This is a genomic window from Novosphingobium sp. ZW T3_23 (assembly GCF_044987305.1).
Classification (GTDB): Bacteria; Pseudomonadota; Alphaproteobacteria; order Sphingomonadales; family Sphingomonadaceae; genus Novosphingobium.
The window spans coordinates 1-23123 of sequence record NZ_JBJDRF010000038.1; the positions used below are offsets into that span (position 1 = coordinate 1).

Annotated in this window: 19 protein-coding genes and 1 pseudogene; 11 read left to right on the plus strand and 9 right to left on the minus strand. The window is 65.4% G+C overall.

What is annotated here, in order from left to right; all coding sequences use genetic code 11:
* Together ACI3K3_RS17695 and ACI3K3_RS17700 are read right to left on the minus strand one after the other, a co-directional pair.
* A pseudogene (locus ACI3K3_RS17695) lies at positions 1-207 on the minus strand (porin); the annotation flags it as partial.
* Positions 204-1313, minus strand: a complete 1110-nt coding sequence (locus ACI3K3_RS17700; RefSeq protein ID WP_404916024.1) for an ABC transporter substrate-binding protein — start codon at positions 1311-1313, stop codon at positions 204-206. The gene ACI3K3_RS17700 and the pseudogene ACI3K3_RS17695, both read right to left, overlap by 4 nt.
* Before the next feature lie 141 nt (positions 1314-1454).
* On the opposite strand from ACI3K3_RS17700, the gene ACI3K3_RS17705 reads away from it, so the two are divergent.
* Together ACI3K3_RS17705 and ACI3K3_RS17710 are read left to right on the plus strand one after the other, a co-directional pair.
* Positions 1455-2120: a response regulator gene (locus ACI3K3_RS17705; protein WP_167381885.1), complete on the plus strand. Its 666-nt coding sequence runs from the start codon at positions 1455-1457 to the stop codon at positions 2118-2120.
* A gap of 59 nt (positions 2121-2179) precedes the next feature.
* Positions 2180-3517 carry a sensor histidine kinase gene (locus ACI3K3_RS17710; RefSeq protein WP_404916086.1) on the plus strand — a complete coding sequence of 446 codons (1338 nt, stop codon included), beginning with the start codon at positions 2180-2182 and terminating at the stop codon, positions 3515-3517.
* A gap of 2 nt (positions 3518-3519) precedes the next feature.
* Here the strand turns inward: ACI3K3_RS17710 and ACI3K3_RS17715 are convergent, their stop codons facing one another.
* Positions 3520-4422, minus strand: a complete 903-nt coding sequence (locus ACI3K3_RS17715; RefSeq protein ID WP_404916026.1) for an endonuclease/exonuclease/phosphatase family protein — start codon at positions 4420-4422, stop codon at positions 3520-3522.
* On the opposite strand from ACI3K3_RS17715, the gene ACI3K3_RS17720 reads away from it, so the two are divergent.
* A complete protein-coding gene (locus ACI3K3_RS17720; protein WP_404916028.1) occupies positions 4421-4663 on the plus strand; it encodes a hypothetical protein in 243 nt (80 codons plus the stop codon). The two genes, ACI3K3_RS17715 and ACI3K3_RS17720, sit on opposite strands and share 2 nt — an antisense overlap.
* Here the strand turns inward: ACI3K3_RS17720 and ACI3K3_RS17725 are convergent.
* On the minus strand, positions 4623-6041 hold the full coding sequence (locus tag ACI3K3_RS17725) for an amidohydrolase family protein (protein ID WP_404916030.1): 1419 nt from the start codon (positions 6039-6041) through the stop codon (positions 4623-4625). The genes ACI3K3_RS17720 and ACI3K3_RS17725 overlap by 41 nt on opposite strands.
* A gap of 148 nt (positions 6042-6189) precedes the next feature.
* Here ACI3K3_RS17725 and ACI3K3_RS17730 point away from each other — a divergent pair, with 148 nt between their 5' ends.
* Genes ACI3K3_RS17730 through ACI3K3_RS17745 form a run of 4 tightly spaced genes read left to right on the plus strand, consistent with a single transcriptional unit; the run spans position 6190 to position 7585 of the window.
* Positions 6190-6375: a hypothetical protein gene (locus tag ACI3K3_RS17730; RefSeq protein WP_404916032.1), complete on the plus strand. Its 186-nt coding sequence runs from the start codon at positions 6190-6192 to the stop codon at positions 6373-6375.
* 29 nt (positions 6376-6404) lie between these two features.
* Complete coding sequence (locus ACI3K3_RS17735; protein ID WP_404916034.1) at positions 6405-6656, plus strand: hypothetical protein; 252 nt, start codon at positions 6405-6407, stop codon at positions 6654-6656.
* A gap of 50 nt (positions 6657-6706) precedes the next feature.
* Positions 6707-7168 carry a glycine zipper 2TM domain-containing protein gene (locus ACI3K3_RS17740; RefSeq protein WP_404916036.1) on the plus strand — a complete coding sequence of 154 codons (462 nt, stop codon included), beginning with the start codon at positions 6707-6709 and terminating at the stop codon, positions 7166-7168.
* A 51-nt stretch (positions 7169-7219) separates the two neighbouring features.
* Positions 7220-7585: a hypothetical protein gene (locus tag ACI3K3_RS17745; protein WP_404916038.1), complete on the plus strand. Its 366-nt coding sequence runs from the start codon at positions 7220-7222 to the stop codon at positions 7583-7585.
* A 211-nt stretch (positions 7586-7796) separates the two neighbouring features.
* On the opposite strand, the gene ACI3K3_RS17750 is transcribed toward ACI3K3_RS17745, so the two are convergent.
* The 4 genes from ACI3K3_RS17750 to ACI3K3_RS17765 all read right to left on the minus strand — a co-directional run bounded on the left by ACI3K3_RS17750 (position 7797) and on the right by ACI3K3_RS17765 (position 10891).
* On the minus strand, positions 7797-8945 hold the full coding sequence (locus tag ACI3K3_RS17750; protein ID WP_404916040.1) for a trypsin-like peptidase domain-containing protein: 1149 nt from the start codon (positions 8943-8945) through the stop codon (positions 7797-7799).
* A gap of 2 nt (positions 8946-8947) precedes the next feature.
* A complete protein-coding gene (gene eco, locus ACI3K3_RS17755) occupies positions 8948-9403 on the minus strand; it encodes a serine protease inhibitor ecotin (RefSeq protein WP_404916042.1) in 456 nt (151 codons plus the stop codon).
* Positions 9336-9677: an arginine deiminase family protein gene (locus ACI3K3_RS17760; RefSeq protein WP_404916088.1), complete on the minus strand. Its 342-nt coding sequence runs from the start codon at positions 9675-9677 to the stop codon at positions 9336-9338. Before ACI3K3_RS17760 ends, eco begins: the two co-directional genes overlap by 68 nt.
* Before the next feature lie 194 nt (positions 9678-9871).
* Positions 9872-10891, minus strand: coding sequence for an AI-2E family transporter (locus ACI3K3_RS17765; protein ID WP_404916044.1), 1020 nt, complete (start codon positions 10889-10891; stop codon positions 9872-9874).
* Positions 10892-11114: 223 nt separating this feature from the next.
* Here ACI3K3_RS17765 and ACI3K3_RS17770 point away from each other — a divergent pair, with 223 nt between their 5' ends.
* Positions 11115-12620, plus strand: coding sequence for a Na+/H+ antiporter NhaC family protein (locus tag ACI3K3_RS17770; RefSeq protein WP_404916046.1), 1506 nt, complete (start codon positions 11115-11117; stop codon positions 12618-12620).
* 48 nt (positions 12621-12668) lie between these two features.
* Here the strand turns inward: ACI3K3_RS17770 and ACI3K3_RS17775 are convergent, their stop codons facing one another.
* Positions 12669-18476 carry an autotransporter domain-containing protein gene (locus ACI3K3_RS17775; RefSeq protein ID WP_404916048.1) on the minus strand — a complete coding sequence of 1936 codons (5808 nt, stop codon included), beginning with the start codon at positions 18474-18476 and terminating at the stop codon, positions 12669-12671.
* A 349-nt stretch (positions 18477-18825) separates the two neighbouring features.
* Here ACI3K3_RS17775 and ACI3K3_RS17780 point away from each other — a divergent pair, with 349 nt between their 5' ends.
* The 3 genes from ACI3K3_RS17780 to ACI3K3_RS17790 all read left to right on the plus strand — a co-directional run bounded on the left by ACI3K3_RS17780 (position 18826) and on the right by ACI3K3_RS17790 (position 23018).
* Positions 18826-19329, plus strand: a complete 504-nt coding sequence (locus ACI3K3_RS17780) for an RNA polymerase sigma factor (RefSeq protein WP_404916050.1) — start codon at positions 18826-18828, stop codon at positions 19327-19329.
* Between the two features lie 135 nt (positions 19330-19464).
* Positions 19465-20430 carry a FecR family protein gene (locus ACI3K3_RS17785; RefSeq protein WP_404916052.1) on the plus strand — a complete coding sequence of 322 codons (966 nt, stop codon included), beginning with the start codon at positions 19465-19467 and terminating at the stop codon, positions 20428-20430.
* A gap of 128 nt (positions 20431-20558) precedes the next feature.
* Entirely contained in the window at positions 20559-23018 is a 2460-nt protein-coding gene (locus ACI3K3_RS17790) for a TonB-dependent siderophore receptor (RefSeq protein ID WP_404916054.1), read from the plus strand.
* Positions 23019-23123: the final 105 nt, after the last annotated feature.

A 23123-nucleotide genomic window follows, 5' to 3' on the forward strand; every position in this document is an offset into this window, starting at 1 on the left:
CGCCTGCGGTGCGGCGGCCAGCGCGGGGGGGGCCTGAGCGGAGGTGGCTCCCGCTTCCAGCTTCTCCACCCGCTGGCGCAGCGAGGCGATTTCGGCGGCCTGCGCGCGCACCAGTTCGGCCAGGTCTTCCCTGGTCGGTTCCTGGGCCAGCGCCGGGGTCGCCGCGATCAGGGCGACGAGCGCTGAGCCCGTAGCGAAGATTTTCATCGAGTTTTCTGTCCAGAGGCAAGGATCGCGTTCCAGTCGCGCAGGAAGCGCGCGCGGGTCAGGCGATCGAGATTGACGAGAAGCTGCGGGCCGACGCGCACGGGGCGTGCCTGTCCGGCAGGAAGGCGATGAGAGGCGGGCACATCGGAGCGCACCGGCCAGAGGCTATGCCGGGCGAGCTGGGCCTGCCCGGCACGGGAGAGAAGGAAATCGAGGAACAGCCGCGCCGCCGCCGGATGGCGCGCCTCGCGCGAGATGAAGGCGATGCGCGAGGTGACGATCGTATAGTCGCGCGGGAAGACGACGCCGATGTTCGGATCGCGCCGCGCCCGTTCGAGCGCGTAGGAACCGATCACGTTATAGGCCATCGCCAGCTTGCCCGAGGCGACGCCTTGCAGCATCTCCTCGGTATGGGTCATGAGCACCGGGCGCGTCGCCGCCATCGCCTCGACCAGGCTGCGGGTGTCGCGGGTGATCTGGAAATCCTGCGAGAGATAGAGATAGCCCACGTTGGACCGCGCGGGATCGAACGTCGCGACCTTGCCCATGAAGGCGGCGCGGCGCTTGCGCAGAAGCTGCTCAAGCTGCTGATGGCTCTGCGGCACCAACGCGGCGGGCACCAGCTTCTTGTTATAGACCACGCCGATCGGCTCGGCGGTGACGCCGAAGCCCATGTTCTTCCACACCGTGGCTTCCGGCAGCGCGGGCTTTTCCGGGCTGGCGTATTGCTGGGCATAGCCGTCGTTGATCAGCTTGACCTGCTGGTCCATTGCCGAAGACCAGACGATGTCCGCGGAATACTGTTTGGCGCGCGTTTCGGAGGTGAAACGGCGATAGAGTTCGGCCGACCCGAGATCGGCATAGAGTACCCGGATGCCGGGAAAGGCGCGGCGGAAGGCCGATACCACCGGCACCATTTCCGCCTTGTCGGCATTGGCGTAGATCCGCACGGTGCCCTCGGCGCGGGCATCGGCAATCAGGGAATCGTAGGAGCGCGGGTAGCCAGCCGGGCGCTCGACCCTTTGCCGCTGCGCTTCGGCAGGCGCGGTCGCGGCCGGAACGGCGATCATCGCTGCAAGTGTCAGAACCGTTATGAAGCTGCGCATTCCCGTATCCTCTCGCTTTCCGCGTCTCATGTCGGATAAGCTGATAGACATGCCCTACGATCCGAAGCTGTCATCCACCTTTCACGAAAACCGGCATCCCGAGTCTCGCCCATGCGTGTCCTGCCCATGCGCGTCCTGCCCATGCGTGTCCTGATCGTCGAGGATGACGCGCAACTGGCGCGCGGCGTGGTTTCCCTGTTGCGTGCGGCGGGCCATGCGATCGACCATGTCGCCAGCGGCGAGGACGCGCTTTCCGTCATCGCCACCGAGCCCTACTCGCTGGTGATTCTCGACGTGGGGCTGCCCGATATCGACGGATTCGAAGTGCTCGCCCGCCTCCGCGCGCGGGGCGATCAGGTGCAGGTGCTGATGCTGACGGCCCGCGACGGGCTGGACGACCGCGTGCGCGGGCTGGACCTCGGCGCCGACGACTACTTGCGCAAACCGTTCGACGTCGAGGAACTGGAAGCCCGCGTCCGCGCGCTGGGACGAAGGCGCGGCGGCGATGCCGCGCCGGAGATGCGGATCGGCGCGATGACCATCAACCGATCGACCGGACGCGTGGAAGTGGGAGAGCGGCTGGTCGAACTGCGCCGCCGCGAATGGGCCGTGCTGGAAGCGCTGGCGGCGCGCGCCGGGCAGATCGTCTCGCGCGAGACATTGCAGGCCGAAGTCTTCGGGTTCGACGATCCGGTCGGCTCCAACGCCCTCGAAGTCAACGTCACGCGCCTGCGCAGCAAGCTGGCGCCGGACGGCCCGGCGATCCGCACCGTGCGCGGCGTGGGCTACATGCTCGACCGTTCGTGACGGACCCTGAAGCTCCCGTGAGACGCGCGGTATCGCTGCGTCTGCGGCTCGGCATCGCGATGCTGGGGCCGCTGGGACTCGCGGCGCTGGCGCTGGGGCTGATCGGCTGGGCGCTGATCTCCGACGTCGTGCGCCGCACCAACGACCGCGTGCTGGGCGGCGCGCTGGGCGCCATCGCCGAAACCGTGCAGGTGGAGCGCGGCGAAGTCACGCTGGACCTGCCGCCCGCCGCCTTCGGCATGCTGGAGAATTCCGAGCGCGACAACGTCTATTACCGCATCGCCGTGGGCGGCGAACTGCTGACCGGTTACGCCGACCTTCCCGCCCCCGATCCCGCCACGCTTTCCGCCGAGGAACCGCGCTTCCGCTATGCCGAATATCGCGGCCAGCCGATCCGCATCGGAGAAGTGCGGCGCGACCTGCCCCGCATCCCGGCACCGGTCGTGGTGCAGGTGGCCGAAACGCTCGACAACCGCAATGCCCTGCGCCAGCGGCTGATGGCGGCACTGCTGTTCGGGGAAGTCGTGCTGGTGGGCGTGGCTCTGGCGCTGATCCGCCCGGCGCTGGGCTGGAGCCTGCGCCCGCTCTCCGAACTGCGCGCCGCGATCGAAGCGCGTGACACCCGCGCCGCGCCGGACCTCTCGCCGCTGCGCACCGGCCCCCTGCCCGCCGAACTGCGCCCGCTTTCGCGCTCGTTCGACCGCCTGCTCGGCCGTCTCGACGATGCCACCAGCGCCATGCGCCGCTTCACCGCCGATGCCTCGCACCAGATGCGCACGCCGCTCTCGGTGCTGAAGGTGCAGGTCGCGCTGGCCCGTCGCGGCTCGGCGGAAGCGCTTCAGGAGATCGACGAGGCGACCGACCGGCTGGAGCGGCTCCTCACCCAGCTCCTCACGCTCGCCCGCGCCGACGAGGCGGGAACACTGCCGCCGCTGGAGCAGGTCGATCTGGTGGAAGTGAGCCGAAGGGCGATCTCGCGCCGCATCCACCAGGCGATCGAGGCCGATGTCGAACTGCTGCTAGACTGCGTCGAGGATATCGCCTTCGCAGTAAGAGGCCATCGCTCGCTGGTCTACGAGATGCTTTCGAACCTCGTGGACAATGCCATCCGCTACAACCGGCCCGGCGGCAAGGTCACCGTCGCCTTGCGCCGGGACGAGGCCGGCACCCACCTGATCGTCAGCGACGACGGGCCGGGCATTCCCGCCGGACAGCGCCGAGAGGCCATGGCCCGCTTCGCCCGCCTCCAGGGCGAGAACGGCCCGTCGGGAAGCGGCCTGGGCCTCGCGATCGTCCAGTCCTCGGCGGAACGGCTGGGCGCCGTGCTCGCGCTGGAGGATGCCGGGCCGGGGCTGCGGGCGATCGTGACCTTTCGACATGACGCGGAAGGGGGCTAAGGCTAGCGAGCAGGCTCCACAGTCCAGTTCACCTCATAGACCACGCGAAATCCGATGTGATCCGACAGCACCGGCCCGCTGCTGCCGCCATCGAACATCCCTTCCGCCACCACCGGCCTGACGGTCACGCCCTTGCCCGACGCGAAGAATTGCAGGTCCTGAACGCGTCGCCATTCGTCCGGGCGCCACTGCTGCCGCACTTCGCATTCCGTGGGCCGCTCCAGGCAACGGCGATGAACGTTATCGAGCGGCAGATCCCGCTTGAAATTGTAATATCGCTCGTCCGAATTGCGCTTGTTGAAGTCTCCCGCGATGATAACCGGGGCATCGTAGGCGCCTTCATCGGCCACGAAGCGCGACAGTTCGCTCGTCTGCCTGAAATGAGCAGCGACATGACGCTCGGCCGGAACTTTCGATGCGCCCTGGGACTGCATGTGGGTCGTAAAGACGTCCAGCACGCCCGGCATGCCCGGTATCCGGATGGACGCCATCAGGGCGCCCTTGTTGGATAGGCAGTCGAATCCGGCGCAACTGCCCTTGGCAAAGGGCACATAGGCCGTTCTTTCGATCATGAAGTCGGAAGCGATGACCAGCCCGCCCGATGTGAAATTCGCGCCGATTTCGCCTTTGGTTGCCCTTCTTTTCCCCGGAAGAGCGCCTTCTTCGTTCCTGGCCTGCCGCGACGTGGTACTCGGCCCCGCCACGATGCTGCGATAGCCGGTCGCATCGACCGCGCGGACCGCGGACTTGCTGAATACCTCCTGGAAAACGATGATGTCCGGCGCCTGCCCCGCCGCACGGAAAGCAGCGAGACGGCGGCCGATTTCTTCGAGTTTCGGCGATCTGTTCCGGCGGGCGGGCCAGGGCAGGCCCTCGATATTGTAGGTGAGGACATCGATCCTCATGCTCGCCGACCTGCCATCTGCCGAGATGGCGATTTCCGGCCGGGCCGTGCTTTCCGCGTCGGCGCGCCGCTCGACCGGCATGCTTGCGCATCCGCCGATCGGAATGAACACCGCCAAGGCAAGAACAGGCTTCAAGATCGACGCTTTCGGGTCAGCGCGAAGGCCGACCGAGTGGATAGGTCTCAAGTATTCGAAGTATCTCAGTTCAAACGGTTCTTATAGATCTTCCCGTCCTTCATGATCATCACGAAGTTCCTTTCGGGATCTGCCACCAGCCGGATATTGTCCAGCGGATTGCCGTCCACCACCAGGAGATCGGCGTAGGCGCCCTGCTCCACCACGCCCAGCAGGCCGGGGTAGGGATTGCGCGGGCCCGACAGCCGCAGCAGTTCTCCATTGGTGGACGTCGCCATGACCAGCGCTTCGCCAGCCGTATACCACTTGGTCATGTCCACGATGGAATTCCCCTGACGGGTCGCCAGCAGGGACGAGAACAGGATGTCGGTCCCGAAGGCCGTCTTGATCCGATACTTGCGGGCAAGCCGGTACATGCGGTCCGTACCATCGACCACTTCCTTCAGCTTGGCCTGCTCGTTCGGGCCCATGGTGGCGCCGATCGCCATGTCGACGAAAGGCTGCGTGCTCAGCCAGACGCCGTTGTCGGCCATCATCTTGGCCGACGCCTCATCCATGAGATGCGCGTGCTCGATGCATTTCACGCCCACTTTCACCGCGCGCTGTATCGCTGCCGGGGTATAGGCATGGACGGCGACATAAGTGCCCCAATTGCCGGCCGCATCGACGGCGGCCTGCAATTCGCCCTCGGTGAAGGTGGAAACGTCCAGAGGACTGAACGGCGATGCCACGCCGCCGCCGGCGGTCAACTTCACTTGCGACGCGCCGTGCATGAGCTGCTCGCGCGCGCGCATGCGAACCTCGTCGGGGCTGTCCGCGATGGCGGCCCCGCCCAGTTCCTCGATGTGGCTGAGTTGGCCGGGGCGGCGCGGAAGTTCGCTCAGCTGGCGGAAATCGCCGTGCCCGCTGGTGATCGTGATCATCGCGCCCGAAGGGTAGATGCGCGGACCGTCCACAAGGCCCTCATCGATCGACCGCTTCAGCGAAAATGCCGGCCCTCCCATGTCGCGCACCGTCGTGAAGCCGCGCATCAGTGTCGCGGTTGCCTCCACGCCGGCCTGTATCGTGGTGTAGCCCACATCGTTCGTCAGGAGCTGCACCGGAGTGGGGCGAACGAACATGGCATGCCAATGCGCGTCGATGAGGCCCGGCATCAGCGTCCGCCCCCCTCCATCGATGACTTGCGTGCCGGTAGTACCCGCCAGCGCCCCGGTCGATATCCGTTCGATCAGATTGCCGCGGACAAGAACATTGGAAATCCCGGATAGCGCCGCCCTCCGGCCATCGAAGACGCGGACGTTCCGGATGAGCACGGTGCCCGGCTCGGCGGCGGGCGCCACTTGCGCCACGCCGGAAGGGCTGCCCACGGACAGCAGCGCTGCCAGCGCCAGTGCCGCTGAGGTCGCTACTTTGGCCGATACCGAACGCCTCCCGCGATGAAGCGCCAGGGACAGGAGCCGAAATGGGGAATGCGTCACGATCATTGCGGCCCCTCCGTGCCGGAGACGGTCCGGCTGTCATGTTCGATTACAAGCAATGATTCGAAGTTAATGATCACATTGCTCTTTGTCTCAAAATTTACAGATGATATATGCCCTAGTCTATTACTTATTTCGAGTCGCGATAAGTAGCGTGTCGCTCGAAATCGAGAGCGGTCAATTTAATTCTGAAAGCGATTATTCAAGCCACGCGCTTGCCGCGATGCCGCATGCGCATCTCGTTCTCGAAGATATCGATTGTTCGCGTATCAATATTCCAGGATCGAAAACGTTTATTCCCAATGGTTTGCGGTGGTCAACACGACAGACGAAAGGATGACGACGATGGTCAATCGATGGAAATCGGCAATGACAGGTCTTGCCGCCTGCATGCTGGGAACGGCAACCCTGGCCGATGCGGCACCGGCGGCGCCCCGGCCGGAGATCGTCGAGCGCGACACCCGGGGCCGGGCCAGTTCCGTCCGCATCGATGGACAGGTCTACAAGGTCTGTTCCGCGCAAGTCGCCGATAGCTGCATCAACCCGCGTCAGGCGGGACTGAACTTCGGCAACCAGCCGCTCAACCGTTGGCCGGAAAAATCCTCCAAAGCCAAGAAGTAAAGAGAAAGCGGAATGCCGCCTCGCTTCTTTTCGATGCAAGGAGATCATCCATGAAAACGCCTGGATTCATTGTCATCTGCGCCGGGGTATCGATCCTGGCACTGAGCGGATGCACCCCCAAGACCGGTGTGTCCTCGTTCTCGCAAAACGAAGCGGGACAAGTGGCCACCGTCCAGTTCGGTGAAGTCCTCGCGGTTCGCGAAGTCGTCATCCAGCCGGGGCAGACCCGGCTCGGCACGGTGGCCGGCGGCGCGCTGGGCGCGATCGGCGGCAGTCAGGTCGGCAGCAGCACCGCTGCCAACATCGCCGGAGGCGTGACCGGAGCCGTCGTCGGCGGAGCGATCGGCAGCGCCGTCCAGGGGTCATCCCGGACGGCGGGTATCGAGATCACCATGCGCCTCGATTCCGGCGACAACGTTGCCGTGGTCCAGCCCGGCGATCCACGCGACTTCCGCGTGGGAGACCGGGTGCGGCTGGCAGGCACGTCGGAGAACGCCCGCGTCACCCACTGACCTCCCCGTCCACTGCATTTTTCACAGATCTGCCATGAAAGGAACAGGCACATGCCAAACAATGTCCTCAAGATCGCCGTAGCCCTGCAACTCGCTTTGGGCATGGCGGTCGTCGCCTCCCCGCCCGTGGCGGCCCAGACGACCAGCAACGCATCGTTCGATCGCGCCGTGCTGGCGCAGTTGGACGCCCCCACACGCGCAGAGGTGCAGAAGAGAGCGGTAAAGGGCAATACCGTGACCGGCGTCATCGGGACGATGCTGCTGAACAACTACTATGCCGCCGGCCCCCGCAAGCCCGGGGAAGCGCTTACGGTAGTCGCCGTGGACTTCGCGCGCGGTTCCGTGGTGCTCAGGCGTTCGGCCAACGTCTTCGAAGTGGTGCGCTTCAACCCCCAGAACCTGCGCGTACAACGCTGAGAGTCTGTTTGAAAATTCGCGAAGCGCGAATTTTAGCGGCACCGGCCCCCCGTGTTTCTCAGGCGCCCCCACCCTACCACCCAACGGTATTATCCTGCGGGTGGTAGGGTGGGGGCGCGGGCCGGTGCCGCTCTAAAAATGCCCACCCGGGCATTTTTCAAACGGGGCGCGCTGAGCGGCCATTCCGGATGGGCCATGCGGCCGGTGCCTGCTACCGGCCCGCATCCCCACTCAGTTGAACACGGACAGTTTCGCTGGCCGTACCGCGCCGGACCGTCAGTTCGAGCGTGGTGCCGATCGGCGTGCGGCCAAGCACATCGCGCAAGGCCGAAGCCGTGGGCGTCGCGTGACCGGAAACGGCCGTGACCAGATCCCCCGCCCTCAATCCGGAGCGCGCGGCAGGCCCTCCGGGAACCACGGCCGCGATCAAGGCGCCTTCGGGCGGCACCCTGTCCATGTCCTGCGGTATCGCGTCCGTGACGGAAACACCGATGCCGCCGCGCCGGACCGAACCATGCGACAGTATCTCCTGCACCACGAACCGGGCGGTGGCGGCCGGTACTGCAAACCCGATGCCGATATTGGCGCCGGGACCGTAGATCGCGCTGTTGATACCCAGTACAGTGCCGTCCATCGCGATCAGGGCGCCGCCGGAATTGCCGGGGTTTATGGCCGCGTCGGTCTGGATGTATCCTTCGTACCCGTCCCGGCTCTGCCCCCTGCCCAAGGCGCTGACGATGCCCGAGGTTACCGTCTGGCCCAGTCCGAAAGGATTGCCGATCGCCAGCACCTGATCGCCCACTTTCGCCGCGTCGGAATTGCCGAGGGCGATCTGCGGCAGGTTGGTTGCCCGCAGCCTCAACACCGCAAGGTCGGTGGGGGGATCGGTTCCCAGCAATTCGGCGATGTAGCGGCGCCGGTCCGGGAGGACCACCTGGATCGCCCGAGCGGACCGGACCACATGATAGTTGGTGAGCACGAGGGCGCGGCGCGCATCGATGATCACGCCGGATCCGGCCGCGAGCTGGGTCTGCGGCTGGGCGGGCTCACCGAAATACTGACGGAAGAAAGGATCGCGCAGCAGGGGGTTGTTATCCGACGGCGATGTCTGGATGACCGCGATGTTGACGACGGCGGGCGCGGCGGCATCCACCAGTCGCGAAAAGCTCTCGCTGGCCCGCTGCTGCCTTGTTTCGGGCGAAGGGCTCTCCGCCGGAGCCTTTTGACGGCCCCCTTCCGGGCGATCTTCGCGGCAACCCCCGGTCAGGGCCAGTGCCACCAGCCACAAGGCGGTCATCGCTCCGGTGCGGCGCACATTGCGCCGCCGGTTCGGGGCCGAACGACAGGGAGATCGTGCCACGGTCATTTGGCCACGACTTCCGGTCCGGCGCGCCAGATCCTGTAGCGTAGTTCCACATCGGTCGGCGTGTAGATCACGATCGGCAACCGGCTGTTGTAGCGCAGGAACGGTTCGTCGCCGCCGTGCACGAACTGCTTCGACAGGCTGTTTGGCGGGCATCCCATCCTGGTGCTCACCGGCGCATCGGAAATCGTCACCACGTGATAGTCGTAGCCCCAGCCCTCCACGGTTCGCGTTTCCAGCCGCGAGCCGAGGACATGGCGGTTGCAATCGACCATCATCGTCCGGCCGACGATTATTCCCACTTTCAGGGCGTTCTCGTCGGTCTCCTGCGGCAGCACGATGACGCGCCGCACTTGTCCGGAGGGAGCGGGAGGAAACGCTTTCAGTTCATCCAGGGCCGTGCGCTGCGCCAGCGCCGGCGGGCTGACCGTCATCGCCAGGGCGCATCCCGCCATGGCCAAGGATAGGGGCAGGTATCGAAGCGCAAACGGTGGCGCGGTGTGCGATGAAGGCATGTTCTCGTCTCCCACGGGGCTCTGGTTCCGGCATCAGTCTTCGAGCGGATCGCGAACGATCGGGCACGCGTTCGCAGCCGGCGATCGTGATCACCTCCATGCGGGCCTTCCGCAGCCGCTTATTGGCGAAGACGTTCCGGTCACAGGCGAACACCACGCCGGGCGAAACGCAGACCAGGTTGGCACCGCTGTCCCACTGCGTCTGCTCCCGCATGCAGTTGTTGCTCAAACGATCGGCCCGTCAACACACAATGTAATTGCAATGCGGCGACAGCCCGTCGAGAATCAAACCGGAATCGAAGAAGATGAATACAGCATAGACTGTTTTCAATGAATATTTCAATATTCTATACTCATCCCAAGTATAGGGATTTCCCTGAGAACAGAGGTCAGGGTCAGGCCAACCCGTCAGGTGACCGGCGGCGGCGAGCCTCCTTTGCCCAGCAAATCACCGATCCAGCGCGTCTTCGGATTAGCCCGGAAAAATGCCAGGATCGTGATCGTGATCGGCACGCCGATGAACGTGCCCGGAAACCCCCAGAGAAATGTCCATAGGAAGACGGCGAAGAGGACCAGCGAAGGCGCCATCGACAGCACGTTTCCGGCGATCCGGGGCTCCACGTAGCTTCCCACCGCGAACTGGATCACGTTCAGACAGATGAAGACGACCACCACGGCCAGCCAGGTGTCGAACTGGAGCATCGCCAGGAGTGTGGGCAGCAAGGTGGCGATGAACGGTCCGACGAAGGGGATATAGTTGAGCGCGAAGGCGATCACGCCCCACTCCTGCGCAAAGGGCAGGCCGACGGCCCGGGCGAATGCCCAGACCAGCAGGCCGGTCAGCACGCTCATCAGCGTGCGGACGACCATGTATCTGCGAAACTGCATCGCCGCCCCACTGCCGACCTCCAGCAGGATGCGCGCCGCCTCTCTATTCTTCAGCGCCGCGATCCTGCCCTGCATATCCTCTACTTCGAGCAGGCCGAGTATCACGTACGTCAGCGTGACGATCCAGAATATCGATGTGGTGTGCAGGCGCCCGCCCACCTGCTGGGCGATGCGCAGCACCCGTGCAGTGTCGAAGTGCTCGGCCCAGATGCCCCGTACCGAAACGCCGTGGGCCTCCAGCCAGCCCAGGGCGTTGCCGTAAGCCATTTCGTAGTGCGCGGTATCCGCGATCATTGCGCGCCATACGTTACCCACGCCCCACACGATCGCCGCCGCGAAGCACAGGCCCACCGAAACCGTGACCACCATGACGATCGCCAGGGCCAGCAGCCGGGGCATGAGCGATTGCAGCCTGCGCTGCAACGGCCAGACGATGGCGATGATGAAAAGCGCGAACGCCACCGGCGCAAGGACGCTGTCGGCCTGTTTCGCGACGGACAGCACAAGGATGGTCGCGATGATGCCGACCGACACCGTCATTCCTCGACCGGACATCTGCCGCCCCCGCCCTTGCAAACACGAATTTCGCGGAACGGTACTTATCCGCCCCGCAAGATGTCGAGCATGAACGCCTTAAACGATTCGCTCAGCAGAGTAACATGCTTGAAACTGATTCTATAACCTCATCTCTATTCACCCTTATTCGCGAATGAAATAAGTTGCACTTGCCCCCGAAAACCGGATAACGGCTCGCATAGCTGTTATGGCGCAGCGTGAACTGGACAACGAAATGTCGACCAGCTCCTCCCGGCCGATTCGACCTCCGTCGTATTTCGATGCACTGGCACCGCTTGTCGTTCTCGCGCTGATGATCACAAGCTCGGTGGCCCTGTTCGGGCTGGACGCGATCAACGGTCCGATACAGGTCGGCCTGTTCCTTGCGGCCATGGTCACCAGCCTGATCGTCTCGAAGAACGGTCACTCATGGCAGGCTATCGGACAGGCGGGGCGACAGGGCGTTTCCTCGGTGGTCGACGCGATCTTCATCCTTTTCGCCGTGGGTGCGCTGATCGGCGCCTGGAACATGTCCGGGACGATCCCGACCCTGGTTTATTACGGCATCCTCATGATCCACCCCAACTGGTTCTACCTTGCCACGATCCTTGTCTGCGCGATCATCTCGCTGGGTATCGGCAGTTCCTGGACGACCGCCGGAACGATCGGAGTCGGCCTTGTGGGCCTTTCCGTGATGGTCGGCGTTTCGCCGGCGATCGCCGCGGGCGCCGTGATTTCAGGCTGTTACGTGGGCGAGAAGATGTCGCCCCTGTCGGAAACCGCCATTCTGAGCGCGCAGATAACCGGATCGGACACGAACACACATTTGCGCCAACAGGCCTGGACGTCGCTGCCCGCGCTGGCGATCGCCGCGATCCTGTTCGCCGTCCTCGGCTTCGCGGACGGCGTGCGCGGCCTGGGCGAGGATGTGATCGCATCCGAACTGCGCGCCTTGAACGGGTTGTTCTGGATCAGTCCGGCCAACCTGCTGCCGCTGCTTGTCCTGGTGGTGCTCTCCGTGCTCAGGACTCCGGCCGCGCTGGCGATCATGTTCTCGGCCCTGTGCGCCGCGCTGCTGGCCCCGTTTACCCAACCGGAAGCCGTGCTGCGTTTCGTCGTCGATCCCGATGCCGCCCCCCTTGGCAGTCCCGCAATCGCATTCGTGAAAGGCGGTTGGCTGGCCCTGGCCAACGGTTACCAGGCGAACTCGGTAATTCCGATGGTGGATGCCCTGCTTTCACGCGGCGGTATGTCGTCGATGCTGACCACCGTCTGGCTGATCCTGGGCGCGCTGCTGTTCGGCACGCTCCTCGACGAGTTCGGGCTGATGGCAAAACTGATAACGCCCGTGCTGAACCGCGCGAAGTCGACGGGCCGCCTCATCGCCACCGTCGTCGGCACCGCGTTCGGGCTGAATCTCGTCTCGGGCGATCAATATGTCGCGGTGGTGCTTCCGGCTCGACTGTTCCGGGGCGAGTTCGAGCGCCGGGGACTGGCCAGCACCAACCTTTCCCGCGCGGTATGCGATGCCGGGAGCGTGACGTCGCCCCTGATACCCTGGAACTCCTGCGGAGCCTACATGGCCGCCGTGCTGGGCGTGCCCACGCTGCTCTACGGGCCCTACTGCTTCTTCAACATCCTGAGCCCGCTGCTGACACTATTGCTCGGTTTCACCGGCATCAAGATTCTGAAGACGCTCAGCCCCGCACCATGAACGCGCGATACGGGCTGCTGCATGGCAGCAGCCCGTCCCACGTCTCGATCAGAACGTGACCGAAACCCGGCCGCGCACGGCATTGTCCCGCCTGTCCGAGAATTGCTCGCCCTGGTAGCCGAGCGAAATCCTGACCCGGTCGCTTGCCTCGAAATCGAGGCCGGCGCCGATCAGCGCGGCATTGCGCGAGAGCGGCGTGCCCGCCACGGCGAATGTGGACCCGCCACCGTTCACGAAGCCGAGCGAACCATCCGCCCGCAGGCTTCCGAAACCATGCTGCCAGGCCAGCGACAGGTATGGCAGCAGCGCAGATGTCTTGCCGGTGGCGACACGCGTTTGCGCCCTGACACCCAGCGAGGAGAACAGCGCGTCGGCGTTCGAAACGCGCCCGGCCAGCGATGCAGCCGAACCCTTCTCGTTGATCCGGTGCGCACCGAGATAGGCATAGGACAGTCCTGCGAAAGGCTCCACCGATGCCCCCTTCAGCGCGATCGGATAGCTCGCTTCGCCGAACACCTGCGCGGTCGTGGCCTGGTAGTCGTCGCCTTCTTCGCTGCTGAAGCCGGCGAACGCCACCGTCCGGTCGATCGAGACGTCGTTGCCTGCCACGCTGGCGCCGGCCTTGAGGACCAGCCGGCCCACACGGCCGCCCGCATAGAAGCCGACCTGATAGCTGTCGATCGTACCGCGCGAAGCGCGCGCGGCAACATCCAGGTTCGACCGGCCGTAACCCGCCACCAGGCCGAGTTGCCAATCCTCACCGGCCGCCGCGTCCACGCCCAGGAAGACGCCGCCGCCCGAGTTCGTGACGCGCGCGGCATTGCCGTCTCCGCTCATGCGGTTCCAGCTGCCGTAGCCCTGGGTCCAGATCGTGCCCGTGCCACGCGTTGCGGCGGCGGCGATGCCGTCGTCCTCGATCGCGGTTTCCGAAACCTGGCTGAGACGCGCGCCCATGGCCCGGCGCAAGTTGACCGTATCGCCCAGCATCACGGAACCGGCCGTGGCATAGACTTCGCCCGAAAGCGCGTCGAATGCGGCGGGCGCCGTCGTGTCGGTAAGCTTGACGATCGCGTCGTAGAGCGCGTTCCCGAAACCGAGCGCTTCGGCCGAACGGGCAACGCCGCGCTGGTTGGCCGTCGCCGCCACGTCGGGGAAGACGATGTCGTTGCGGACGAAGTCCAGCCGCACTTCATTGGCGCCGTAAGACAGGCTGGGCGAAAGGAAGGCCAGGTTCGAGGTGACGTCTGCGAACGTGCCGGTGACGCCGCCCTGCGCGGTCAGGATGACATGGCTGGTGTTCGGCCCGTACACGCCGGGCTCCGCAACCATGGTAACCGTGCCGCCCTGAAGCGTGGCGGTGCCGGTGGCGGTGATCAGGTCGTGCCCTCCCGCAGCGGTAACGTCCACCAGATAGGTCGATCCAGCCTCGAACAGCACATTGCCGTTGACCTCGATCGTGCCCGGCGAGTTTCCGGGAGCCGCCGTGCCGCCATCGCGCACGACCAGCCCGCCGATCGCGCCATTGCCGCCGAGGACGCCGCCCGTTCCCACCGTGAACTGCGCGACCGTGGAAGAACCCTCGGCAAGCCGCAGCCTGGATTCGGTGAGCGTGATCGCGCCTTCGTATCCGCCTCCGAAATCGACCGTGCCGCCGCCCCGGATCATGACCGCTCCCGATCCCGAAATGTTGCCGGGGAACTGGTAGCTGCCCGAACGATCGAAGATCAGGGTGCCTTCGTTGACCACGTCTCCCAGGATCGAACCGGTAGCGCCGCCGTTGCCGATCTGCAGGATGCCCGCACGGATCGTGGTCCCTCCGCTGTAGCTGTTGTCGCCGGTGAGGATCAACGTGCCTTCATCCTGCTTCACGAGCGTGCCGGTGCCGGAAATCGTACCGGCCAGCGTCAGGGTCTGGCCACCGGCGACACCGATGTCGCCCGTGCTGCCGGTGATGGCGATATCGCGGGCCGAAGTGAAGCTGGCCGATGCCGAAAGAGCGCCGCCGGCCAGGGTGACAGTTCCCGAAGCAGCGCCGAGGTTCGCATCGGCACTCACCGATACCGCGCCGTCCTTGATGATCGTGCCGCCGGCATAAGTGTTGACGCCGCCAAGAACGAGAGTGCCCGAACCGCTGCTGGTCAACCCGCCCTGCCCCGCGATCGCGCCGCCCAGCATCAGCGTCGTGCCGCCGGCGACCTGGATGTCGGCATTTCCGGCAAGCTCTACGGCGCGTCCGCTGGTGAAGCTGGCGGTTGTCGCCAGAGCGCCGCCCTTGAAGGTCAGGCCACCCTCGGACGAGCCAAGGTTGCCATCCGAACCGACCGAGAGCGTGCCGTTCGCAATCGTGGTGCCGCCCAGATAGCTGTTGTCTCCGGTCAGGACGACCGTGCCCGGCCCGCTGGCGATCAGCCCGCCCGAACCGGAGATCGTGCCGCCCAGCGTCAGCGTCGTATCTGCCGCAGCCCGGATCGTCCCATCCGTGACCAGCGCGACGTCCCGCGCCGTGGTGAAGCTGGCAGTGGTGGCCAGGGTACCGCCATCGAAAGTCAGGCTGCCGCTTGCCGCGCCGAGATTCGCATCCCGATCGATCGAGAGCGTGCCGGCCGAGATCAGCGTGCCGCCCTCATAGCCGTTGTCGCCGGTGAGGATGAGTGTACCGGCGCCGATCTTGGCAAGCGAGCCGGAGCCCACAATCGGTGCGGCCACCGTGGTCGTGACGTCGGCGCCCTCGACCCACAGGCGCCCGCCCGTACCCAGATCGAGCGCGCCGTTCGTACCGGCCACGACCTCGTAGCCATCGGTCAGGAATTCCAGCGTCTGGAACGATTGGCTGCCTTCAAGGACGACCGTCCCCGCCTGACCGCCGAAAATGCCGGTCTGACCTGCCCAGGGATCGGTGGTGCCGGCCGTATTGTTGTTCCACGCCTTGCCGGCCGTCCAGGTGCCGCTGCCGCCCTGATCGGTACCGTTGCCGGTCCAGAACTGCAGGCTGGTGTCGGGAGCCACGACAAGGAGGTCTACCGTCGACCCACCCACCTCAAGCGAGGTGGAGAAGCGCGTCTGCGGCAGCGTGCCAAGCGTCAGTCCGTTGTCGGTCAGCGTGCCGCCGCTGGAGAAGATGCGATAGACGCCTGCACCGTAGCCGGGCTCGTCGACCACGTTGAGCGTGCCGTCCAGCGTCATGGCGCCGCTGGTGGTCCAGACCGACGTGGCCGGGCTGGGCGCGCCCAGGCTGGCGACGATGGTCGCGCCTTCACCGAGGACGAGCGAGCCCATCGTCAGGCCGCCGCCCTGGCGACCGCTCAGGGTGGCGCCATCCGCCAAAGTCACCTGTCCGCCGATGGTCCCGCTGCCGAGCAGCGTCGTGCCTGCAAGCGTGGTGACGCTGCCGCCCAAGGTGCCATCGACTTGCAGGCTGCCCGCCTGAAGCGTGGTGGATCCGTCGAAGGCGCCGCTGTTCCCGGACAGGACGAGCGCGCCGGTTCCGGCCTTCACGAGATTGCCCGTACCGGCGATCTGCCCGGCGAACTCGGCCGCCCCCGATTGCGTCAGCGTCAGCGTGCGGTCGCCCAGGACCAGCCCGGCGCCTGCCGAGCCGCTGAGGTTCGACAAGGCCACGCTTCCGGCGGATCCCGCAATGTCCAGCGTACCGCCAAGCGCGATGCTGCTCGCACCCGCCAGGCTTCCGGCATCGACGAGGGCCAGTGTCCCGTCCAGCACCTGCACGGCGCCGCCGAAGTCCGCATTGGCATTGGTCAGCGTCAGCACGCCGAGGCCGGTCTTGGTCAATGCGCCGGTGCCATCGAGCGTACCGTCGAAGTGACCGTCGGTGCCCTGGTCGATCGCCAGTGTCTGGCCGCCCAGCCTGATCGCGCCGCTCGCCGCGCCGGAGAGGTTCGAAACGGTCGCGCCGTGCGCGGTGTCGGAAATGTCGAGGGCTCCGTCGACGATGACGTTTCGGGCCGCAGCGATGCTGCCGCTGCCGACGAGCGCCAGCGCTCCGTTCGCGATACGGGCGCTACCGGTGAAACCGCCGTTGTTGCCTGACAGAAACAGCGTGGCGGCTCCGGACTTGATGAACGAGCCGCTGCCGGTGAGGCTGCCGGCAAAAGACGCATGGATCGTCTGGCGAACCTCCAGGCTTGCCCCCCCCAAGGCTACCGTGCCGGCGCCGTGAAGGTTGGCGATCGTCATATCCGAGGCCGCGCCGGAGACGTCGAGCACGCCGTTGACCTCAAATGCGGTCACGTTCGGTGCGCTGCCTGTCAACGCCAGCGTGCCTGCCGCGATACTGATCGTTCCACCGAGGCCGAGATTGCTACCGGCAAGCGCCAGCGTGCCGGAGCCAGTCTTGGTGAAAGAGCCAGTGCCCGTCAGCGCGCCTGCGTAAGTGCCGCTCACGAGCTGATTGACGACGAGACCGTTCGTGCCCAGCAGGATCGCGCCTCCCGTGCCGCCAGACAGGTTGTTGATGGTGGCGGCCCGATTCGCGACCGAAAAGCGGAGACTTCCGTCAACCCTTACGCTTGCGGCATTGGCGAGAGCGTTCTCGGTCGTGACCGTGAGCATGCCCTCTCGGATAGCCCAGGCAGCACGGGAATTAGATGCGCCAGTGAGCGTCCAGGTGCCGGCACCCGCCTTCTCGATGGTCCCGAAGCCGCCCAGGGCGCCGCCGGTGTCCAGGCTGGACATGTCCAGGAATGTGTTGGAAGCACCGCCCAGCCGCAGGGTATCGTCGGCATTGGCTCCGGTTACCCCGCCGACCAGAGACGCGGCGTCCTGGATTTCGAGCAAGTTCGCGCCGGCACCGAAAGCGACCGCCGCAGCGCGCGTTCCGGTACCCGAAAGACCGCCGGTAACGCTGCCGGTTTGGCTTATCATCACATTGAGGTTGCTGCCCGTGATGCCTGCCCCCCCGGCGCGCGTGCCGGTTCCGGAGCCGCCCTCCACGGTGCTGTTGACGATCAGATTGGTCGTACCGGTGCCGCCGACGATATTGACGCCTCCGCCGCCGTTACCGCCCGGCGAGGTGCGGCCCGGAGCCAGGGCGCCCGCGTTGCCGCCTCGAACCGTTCCGTTCAAGGTGACCTTGAGCGTTCCGACCATGTCTTGCACCACCAGGCCGCTGCCGCCGTTGCCGCTATAGCTAAGGGTACTGACACCGCCGGTGCCGCCGGTGGCACTGGCGAACAACTCCAAATCGTTGTTGCCCGTCATGCCCAGCAGCACCAAGCCGCTGCCGCCATTGCCGCCATAGGCAGCCCATCCGGCCGTGCCGCCATTGCCGCCTACAAACGATTGATCAAAGCCCATATGGACCCAGATATCGTTCAGGCCGGTAACAACTGCACCGAACCCGCCACCACCGCCACCGCCGCCGTAACCGACACCATTGCCGCCATTGCCGCCATCGCCGCCCTGATATGTCGGGCGGTTGAGGCCCGACAGCGCGCCTACATAACCATGGGCACCGCCACCGCCGCCGCCGCCGCCAGCCCCTGCGGACGAACCGTTCTGGCCGTTCGCTCCAGCCGAGAGCGCTCCGGCACCGGCCGGTACCGAGGGGTTGGCCATGTTGCCGCCGGTGCCCCCGGTGCCGCCAACCAAGCCGGCTCCGCCGCCGCCGCCGCCGCTGTTCAGGGTCGCGTCCTGACCGCTGGAGCCGGTGCCCGTGGTGCTCGAAAGGCCGCCAGGGGCAAAACCGTTCGACCCGTTACCGCCATCGCCATCCGCGGCAAACGCTGCCGAAAATGGAGCGGTCAGCAGGATGCCTGCGGCCGAAGCCAACAGGGCAGGACGGAGTTTGCGGACGACAGGGGCGTGAATCGATTGCAGCGAAAGAACGGGAAGCGGCATGGTACCTCAGTCTGACAGTTGCCGCATCGCGAATGGACGGGCGGGATCATATTCCTCATTATAGGATCGCAGCGCCATTGATTGGCAAAGAAACAGACTTAACAAATATTTAAAGCCAATCCTCAAGGGGTAAGCCTATATTTTTCCGTCAGTGCAAGGGCGACCTTTTGACAACAACGCGTGTCAAATCACGCATTCGGGAGGTGGAGAACGCGAGCCCTTTCCATACATCGCCAGCGTACCGACCATGCCGTTCATCCGTCCGCCGAAAGTGGCCGACAATCGAGCTTCGCCTGCTCTTTCAAGGCATCTTGCGAGCCATTATCAATATGGTTTAGAGGCGGGCGCGATGTCCACCAATGCCCTCGACTTGTCCCGGCTGATCCAGAGCGAGCGTCCCTCGCTGCTGCGCATGTTGTGCCGGGTGCTCGATCGCAGCATGGTTGACGACGCGTTGCAGACCCTGTGGCTGCGGGTGCAGAAAGTCGCCGACGAGCCTCCGATCCGCGACAAGCGCTCCTATCTCTTCGCCCTCGCTGCGAACGTGGCGTGGGACCAGGGACGCGAACTGGCGCGCAGGCGGAGGATCCAGGCGGAAGCGGATGCCATTCTCTGGGGCACGGACTGCGATCCTTCCGTCGAAACGGCGATGATCGCGCGCGACGAACTGGAACGGGTGCTGGAAGCGGCCGCCGCTCTTTCGGAACCGACGAAGACGATCTTCCGGCTCAACCGGATCGACGGCATGCCCCAGCGAGACATTGCCGTGCATCTGGGCGTTTCACGCACCACCGTGGAAAAGCACATCCGCCGTGCACTCTCGAAACTGGGCGACGCCCGGAACGGGGTGTGAGATCATTTATTTGTCGCCGGGGGTTAGGCAAACGCGCCGCCGTTGCGCCTTGCCGGGCATGGATGGCATGAACCCTAGGCCTGGTCGCATCTGCAAGGGCCCTGCTTGCAAGGCCCCCGTGCCCAAGGATAGCCGATGACCGTGCCCGGTGCTCACCCGGCGATCGTCCAAGCCGCGCGTGGATGGATCGTGCGGCTTTCGTCCGGCGAAATCTCGGAGCAGGAACTGGCCGAACTGGCCGACTGGCGCGCTGCGCCGGGCCATGAAGACATCTTCCAGCACGAACTTGCGCTGTGGCGAAGCCTCGATGCCGCAAAGGTCCAGTTGGCGACGCAGGAAACCGGCGCTGCCCGAAGCCATGTCCGGTTGCGCCCCGCTCATGCGTTCGGCGCGGTGGCGGCAGGTCTGGCGCTTCTGCTCGCAGGCCCTGAAGTCCTGCTGCGCCTGAGGGCGGATTATCGAACCGATGCTGCCGTCCAGTCACATTCGCTTCCCGACGGCTCGCGCGTCGCCCTGGATGCGAGAAGCGCCATCACCGTCCGGTTCGAGCAAGGAGAGCGCCGGATCGAGGTTCTGCGGGGCCGCGCCTGGTTCGAGGTCGTCCACGACCGCAGCAGACCCTTCAGGGTGTCGGCCAACGGCGTGCTGGTCGAGGATATCGGCACCGCATTTGCCGTTTCCGCCGAGGATACCCGCTCCGAAGTGGCGGTCACGGGCGGCGCCGTAAGGGTCGGCCAGGAAGACGGCGCCGGTAGTTGGCTGACGCTGACCGCCGGCCAGCGCGCGGCCTGGAATGACGAGCCGGCGCCAGGCCGACTGGACCCCGTCCCGCTGCGCGACCTCCCTGTCGGTCGGATCGCCGCCTGGCGGGATGGCGACATCCTGCTGGAGGCGACGCCGGTGCGCACCGCGATCGACGAAATCGCGCGCTATCGCCGTGGCCCGACCCTGGTGATGGGCAATGTCGAGGCTCTGCCTGCCGTCACCGCCATCATCCGCGCGGATCGCGCCGACGAAGGCCTCGATGCGCTTGCCGCCAGCGCAGGGTTGAGCATCACCCGCCTGCCCGGCGGCCTCGCGATCGTCCGGCCCGTCCCGTGAAAAATTTTCAGCAAGGGGTTAGGCAAGCCTCGCTTCGAAACGCCTGGGGCATGATCGGCATGATGATAATGCGTCGCATTTTCCATCCGTGCCGGATCTGAAGCGTTTCGTTCTGGGGGTTTCCTGCCTTGTCCAAGTCTTCGTCCCGACCGTTTGTCCTGCGCGCCGCGCGCCTTGGTGCCGCGCTGCTTCTCGGCACCGCCCTGAGCCAGCTGAGCGTCACCGCTGCCCATGCCCAGTCCTTGGGCGCCGCCCAGGCGCCACGCAACTTTGCCATCGCGGCCCAACCGCTGATCGACGCCATGCGGGAGTTCTCGCATGCAACCGGCATTCAGGTCGTCTATGCCGCGTCGGTGGGCGCCTCCGTTTCCTCGCCCGGCGTTTCGGGGGCCTTGTCGAGCGGTGAGGCCCTTTCGCGGCTGCTCGCGGGAACCGGGCTGAGCTTTCGCTTCACCGGCCCCAACGCCATCACCCTGGAGCCGGCACCGCAATCGGGCGGAGCGGTCACGCTCGGCCCCGTTCGCGTCGAGGGCGGCGGCAGCGCCACGCCGCTGGCGGGCAGCAGCGATGTCGCCGCCACCGAAGATACCGGCTCCTACGCCGCCCATGCCGTGACGCTGGGCAAGAGCGCCCAGTCGCTGCGTGAGATTCCGCAATCGGTCAGCGTGCTCACCCGGCAGCAGATGGACGATCAGGCGCTGACGACGACGGCCGAGGCGCTCGACCAGGTGACCGGCGTGCGCACCTTCGGATATGAGCGCACGGAATCGGTGATGATCCGCGGCTATACCGCCAATGCCCAGTACGATGGCGTTCCCCAGCAGGGCGCGGATTCGAATTCCAGCATCGGCGATCTTGCCCTGTTCGACCGGATCGAGGTTCTGCGCGGCCCTTCCGGCCTGCTTACCGGCACCGGCGAACCGGGCGGAACCGTCAATTACGTGCGCAAGCGACCGAAGAAGGACTTCGACCTTTCCGGCCTCGCCAGCGTGGGATCGTGGGATCGCTATCGCGGAGAACTGGACCTTACCGGGCCGTTCAACGCCTCGGGCTCGCTGCGCGGACGCGTGGTCGGCATCTATCAGGACGAGGACAAGTTCTACGACGTCGGCTACAACAAGGACCGCACGCTCTACGGCATCGTCGAATACGACCTGACGCCGCGCACCACGATCGCAGTGGGCGGGCTCTACGCGCATCGCGACTACATAAACTTCTTCGGCCTGCCGCTCTACAGCGACGGCACCGTGCCTTCCCGCAAGTCCTACACGGGATCGGATGCCAATTCGCGGACCGCGACGAGCGAGCTCTTCTTCGATATCACGCACGATTTCGGGGGCGGATGGCAGGCGAAAGGCGCCTACAACTATCGCGATATCGACTACGACGGCGCATCGACCTCGGCCTGGTATGCCATCGACAAGGCAACCGGCCTCGTCAGCGGCCTTTCCGCAGGCCGGATCGAACAGGACATCACCTGGCACAGCTTCGACATCCATGTGAACGGCCCGGTGAAGCTGTTCGGGCAGGAGCATCAACTGACCCTGGGCGTCAATCGTTCGCGCTACGATTTCGTCGGCGGCACCAACTTCGCCTTCCCGACTGACTGGGACATGCTGAACGACCACGATTTCAGCGCCGTCATTCCCTCCAACGTCGTCAGCAAGTACGAAACGCTGACCGTCCAGACCGGCATCTACGGTTCCGCGCGCCTGCGCCTGGCAGACCCGCTGACGGTGATCGTCGGTGGCCGCCTGTCGTACTACAAGAACAAGGAGCGCGATGTCCTGCCGGACAGGACGGCATGGGTGGAAAGCAACGCAACCACGAATGGCCGTTTCACGCCCTACGTCGGTGCCGTGCTGGACGTGACGCCGCAAGTCTCGCTCTATGCCAGCTATGTCGATACGTTCGTGCCTCAGACGGCGCAGGACGTGAACAACCGCGTGCTCGATCCGCGTGTCGGCTGGCAGGCCGAAGCGGGCGTGAAGGCCGCGCTCTTCGACGATGCGCTGAATGCCACGCTGGCGGTGTTCCGCCTGCGCGACACCAACCGGCCCATCATCGACGAATTCAACATAGGTTGCGGCGGAACCGCGGACGGCACCTGCACCCGCGCCGCCGGTAAGATCCAGAGCCAGGGGATCGAAGCCGAAGTCACCGGAAGTCCCCTGCCCGGATGGGATATCACCGCAGGCTATACCTACAACCGGCAGAAATACCTCAGCGACTCCGACCCCGACAACGTCGGCCAGCGCTTCCAGCCCGAGCGCATGCCAGTGCACCTGTTCAAGCTGTGGTCGCAGTTCAGCTTCGGCAAGGCCGGGTTCGAGGGGCCGCTTTCGGGATTGAAGCTGGGCGCGGGTGTCCAGTCGCAGAGCAACATGTACAGCTCGGTCATCCGGCAGGGCGGCTATGCCATCGCATCGGCGCGCGTCGCCTATGACCTGAACGAGAAGTGGGAGGCGGGCATCAACGTCGGCAACATCTTCGACAAGACCTATCTGCGCATCCCCGGCTATGCCTCGTTCTATAACATCTACGGCGAGCCGCGCAGCTTCCGCCTGACCTTGCGCGGACGGATCTGACCATGACGATGGACGACGGCGGACCGATCGGGGCAAGCGCGATCCGTTCCGGCAATGGTGCGGCATGCCGATCATGAACGCCCCCGCCGTCGTCTGCCGGAAGTT

Excerpts from the sequence above, each read along its gene's own strand:
- ACI3K3_RS17780 (WP_404916050.1), top strand. The coding sequence starts at position 18,826 with ATGTCCACCAATGCCCTCGACTTGTCCCGGCTGATCCAGAGCGAGCGT.
- ACI3K3_RS17765 (WP_404916044.1), bottom strand. The coding sequence starts at position 10,891 with ATGACGGTGTCGGTCGGCATCATCGCGACCATCCTTGTGCTGTCCGTC.
- ACI3K3_RS17745 (WP_404916038.1), top strand. The coding sequence starts at position 7,220 with ATGCCAAACAATGTCCTCAAGATCGCCGTAGCCCTGCAACTCGCTTTG.
- ACI3K3_RS17725 (WP_404916030.1), bottom strand. The coding sequence starts at position 6,041 with ATGATCGTGACGCATTCCCCATTTCGGCTCCTGTCCCTGGCGCTTCAT.
- eco (WP_404916042.1), bottom strand. The coding sequence starts at position 9,403 with ATGGCGGGATGCGCCCTGGCGATGACGGTCAGCCCGCCGGCGCTGGCG.
- ACI3K3_RS17770 (WP_404916046.1), top strand. The coding sequence starts at position 11,115 with ATGGCGCAGCGTGAACTGGACAACGAAATGTCGACCAGCTCCTCCCGG.
- ACI3K3_RS17720 (WP_404916028.1), top strand. The coding sequence starts at position 4,421 with ATGCTCGCCGACCTGCCATCTGCCGAGATGGCGATTTCCGGCCGGGCC.
- ACI3K3_RS17775 (WP_404916048.1), bottom strand. The coding sequence starts at position 18,476 with ATGCCGCTTCCCGTTCTTTCGCTGCAATCGATTCACGCCCCTGTCGTC.
- ACI3K3_RS17735 (WP_404916034.1), top strand. The coding sequence starts at position 6,405 with ATGACAGGTCTTGCCGCCTGCATGCTGGGAACGGCAACCCTGGCCGAT.
- ACI3K3_RS17710 (WP_404916086.1), top strand. The coding sequence starts at position 2,180 with ATGCTGGGGCCGCTGGGACTCGCGGCGCTGGCGCTGGGGCTGATCGGC.
- ACI3K3_RS17785 (WP_404916052.1), top strand. The coding sequence starts at position 19,465 with ATGACCGTGCCCGGTGCTCACCCGGCGATCGTCCAAGCCGCGCGTGGA.
- ACI3K3_RS17715 (WP_404916026.1), bottom strand. The coding sequence starts at position 4,422 with ATGAGGATCGATGTCCTCACCTACAATATCGAGGGCCTGCCCTGGCCC.
- ACI3K3_RS17700 (WP_404916024.1), bottom strand. The coding sequence starts at position 1,313 with ATGCGCAGCTTCATAACGGTTCTGACACTTGCAGCGATGATCGCCGTT.
- ACI3K3_RS17760 (WP_404916088.1), bottom strand. The coding sequence starts at position 9,677 with ATGCGGGAGCAGACGCAGTGGGACAGCGGTGCCAACCTGGTCTGCGTT.
- ACI3K3_RS17740 (WP_404916036.1), top strand. The coding sequence starts at position 6,707 with ATGAAAACGCCTGGATTCATTGTCATCTGCGCCGGGGTATCGATCCTG.
- ACI3K3_RS17705 (WP_167381885.1), top strand. The coding sequence starts at position 1,455 with ATGCGTGTCCTGATCGTCGAGGATGACGCGCAACTGGCGCGCGGCGTG.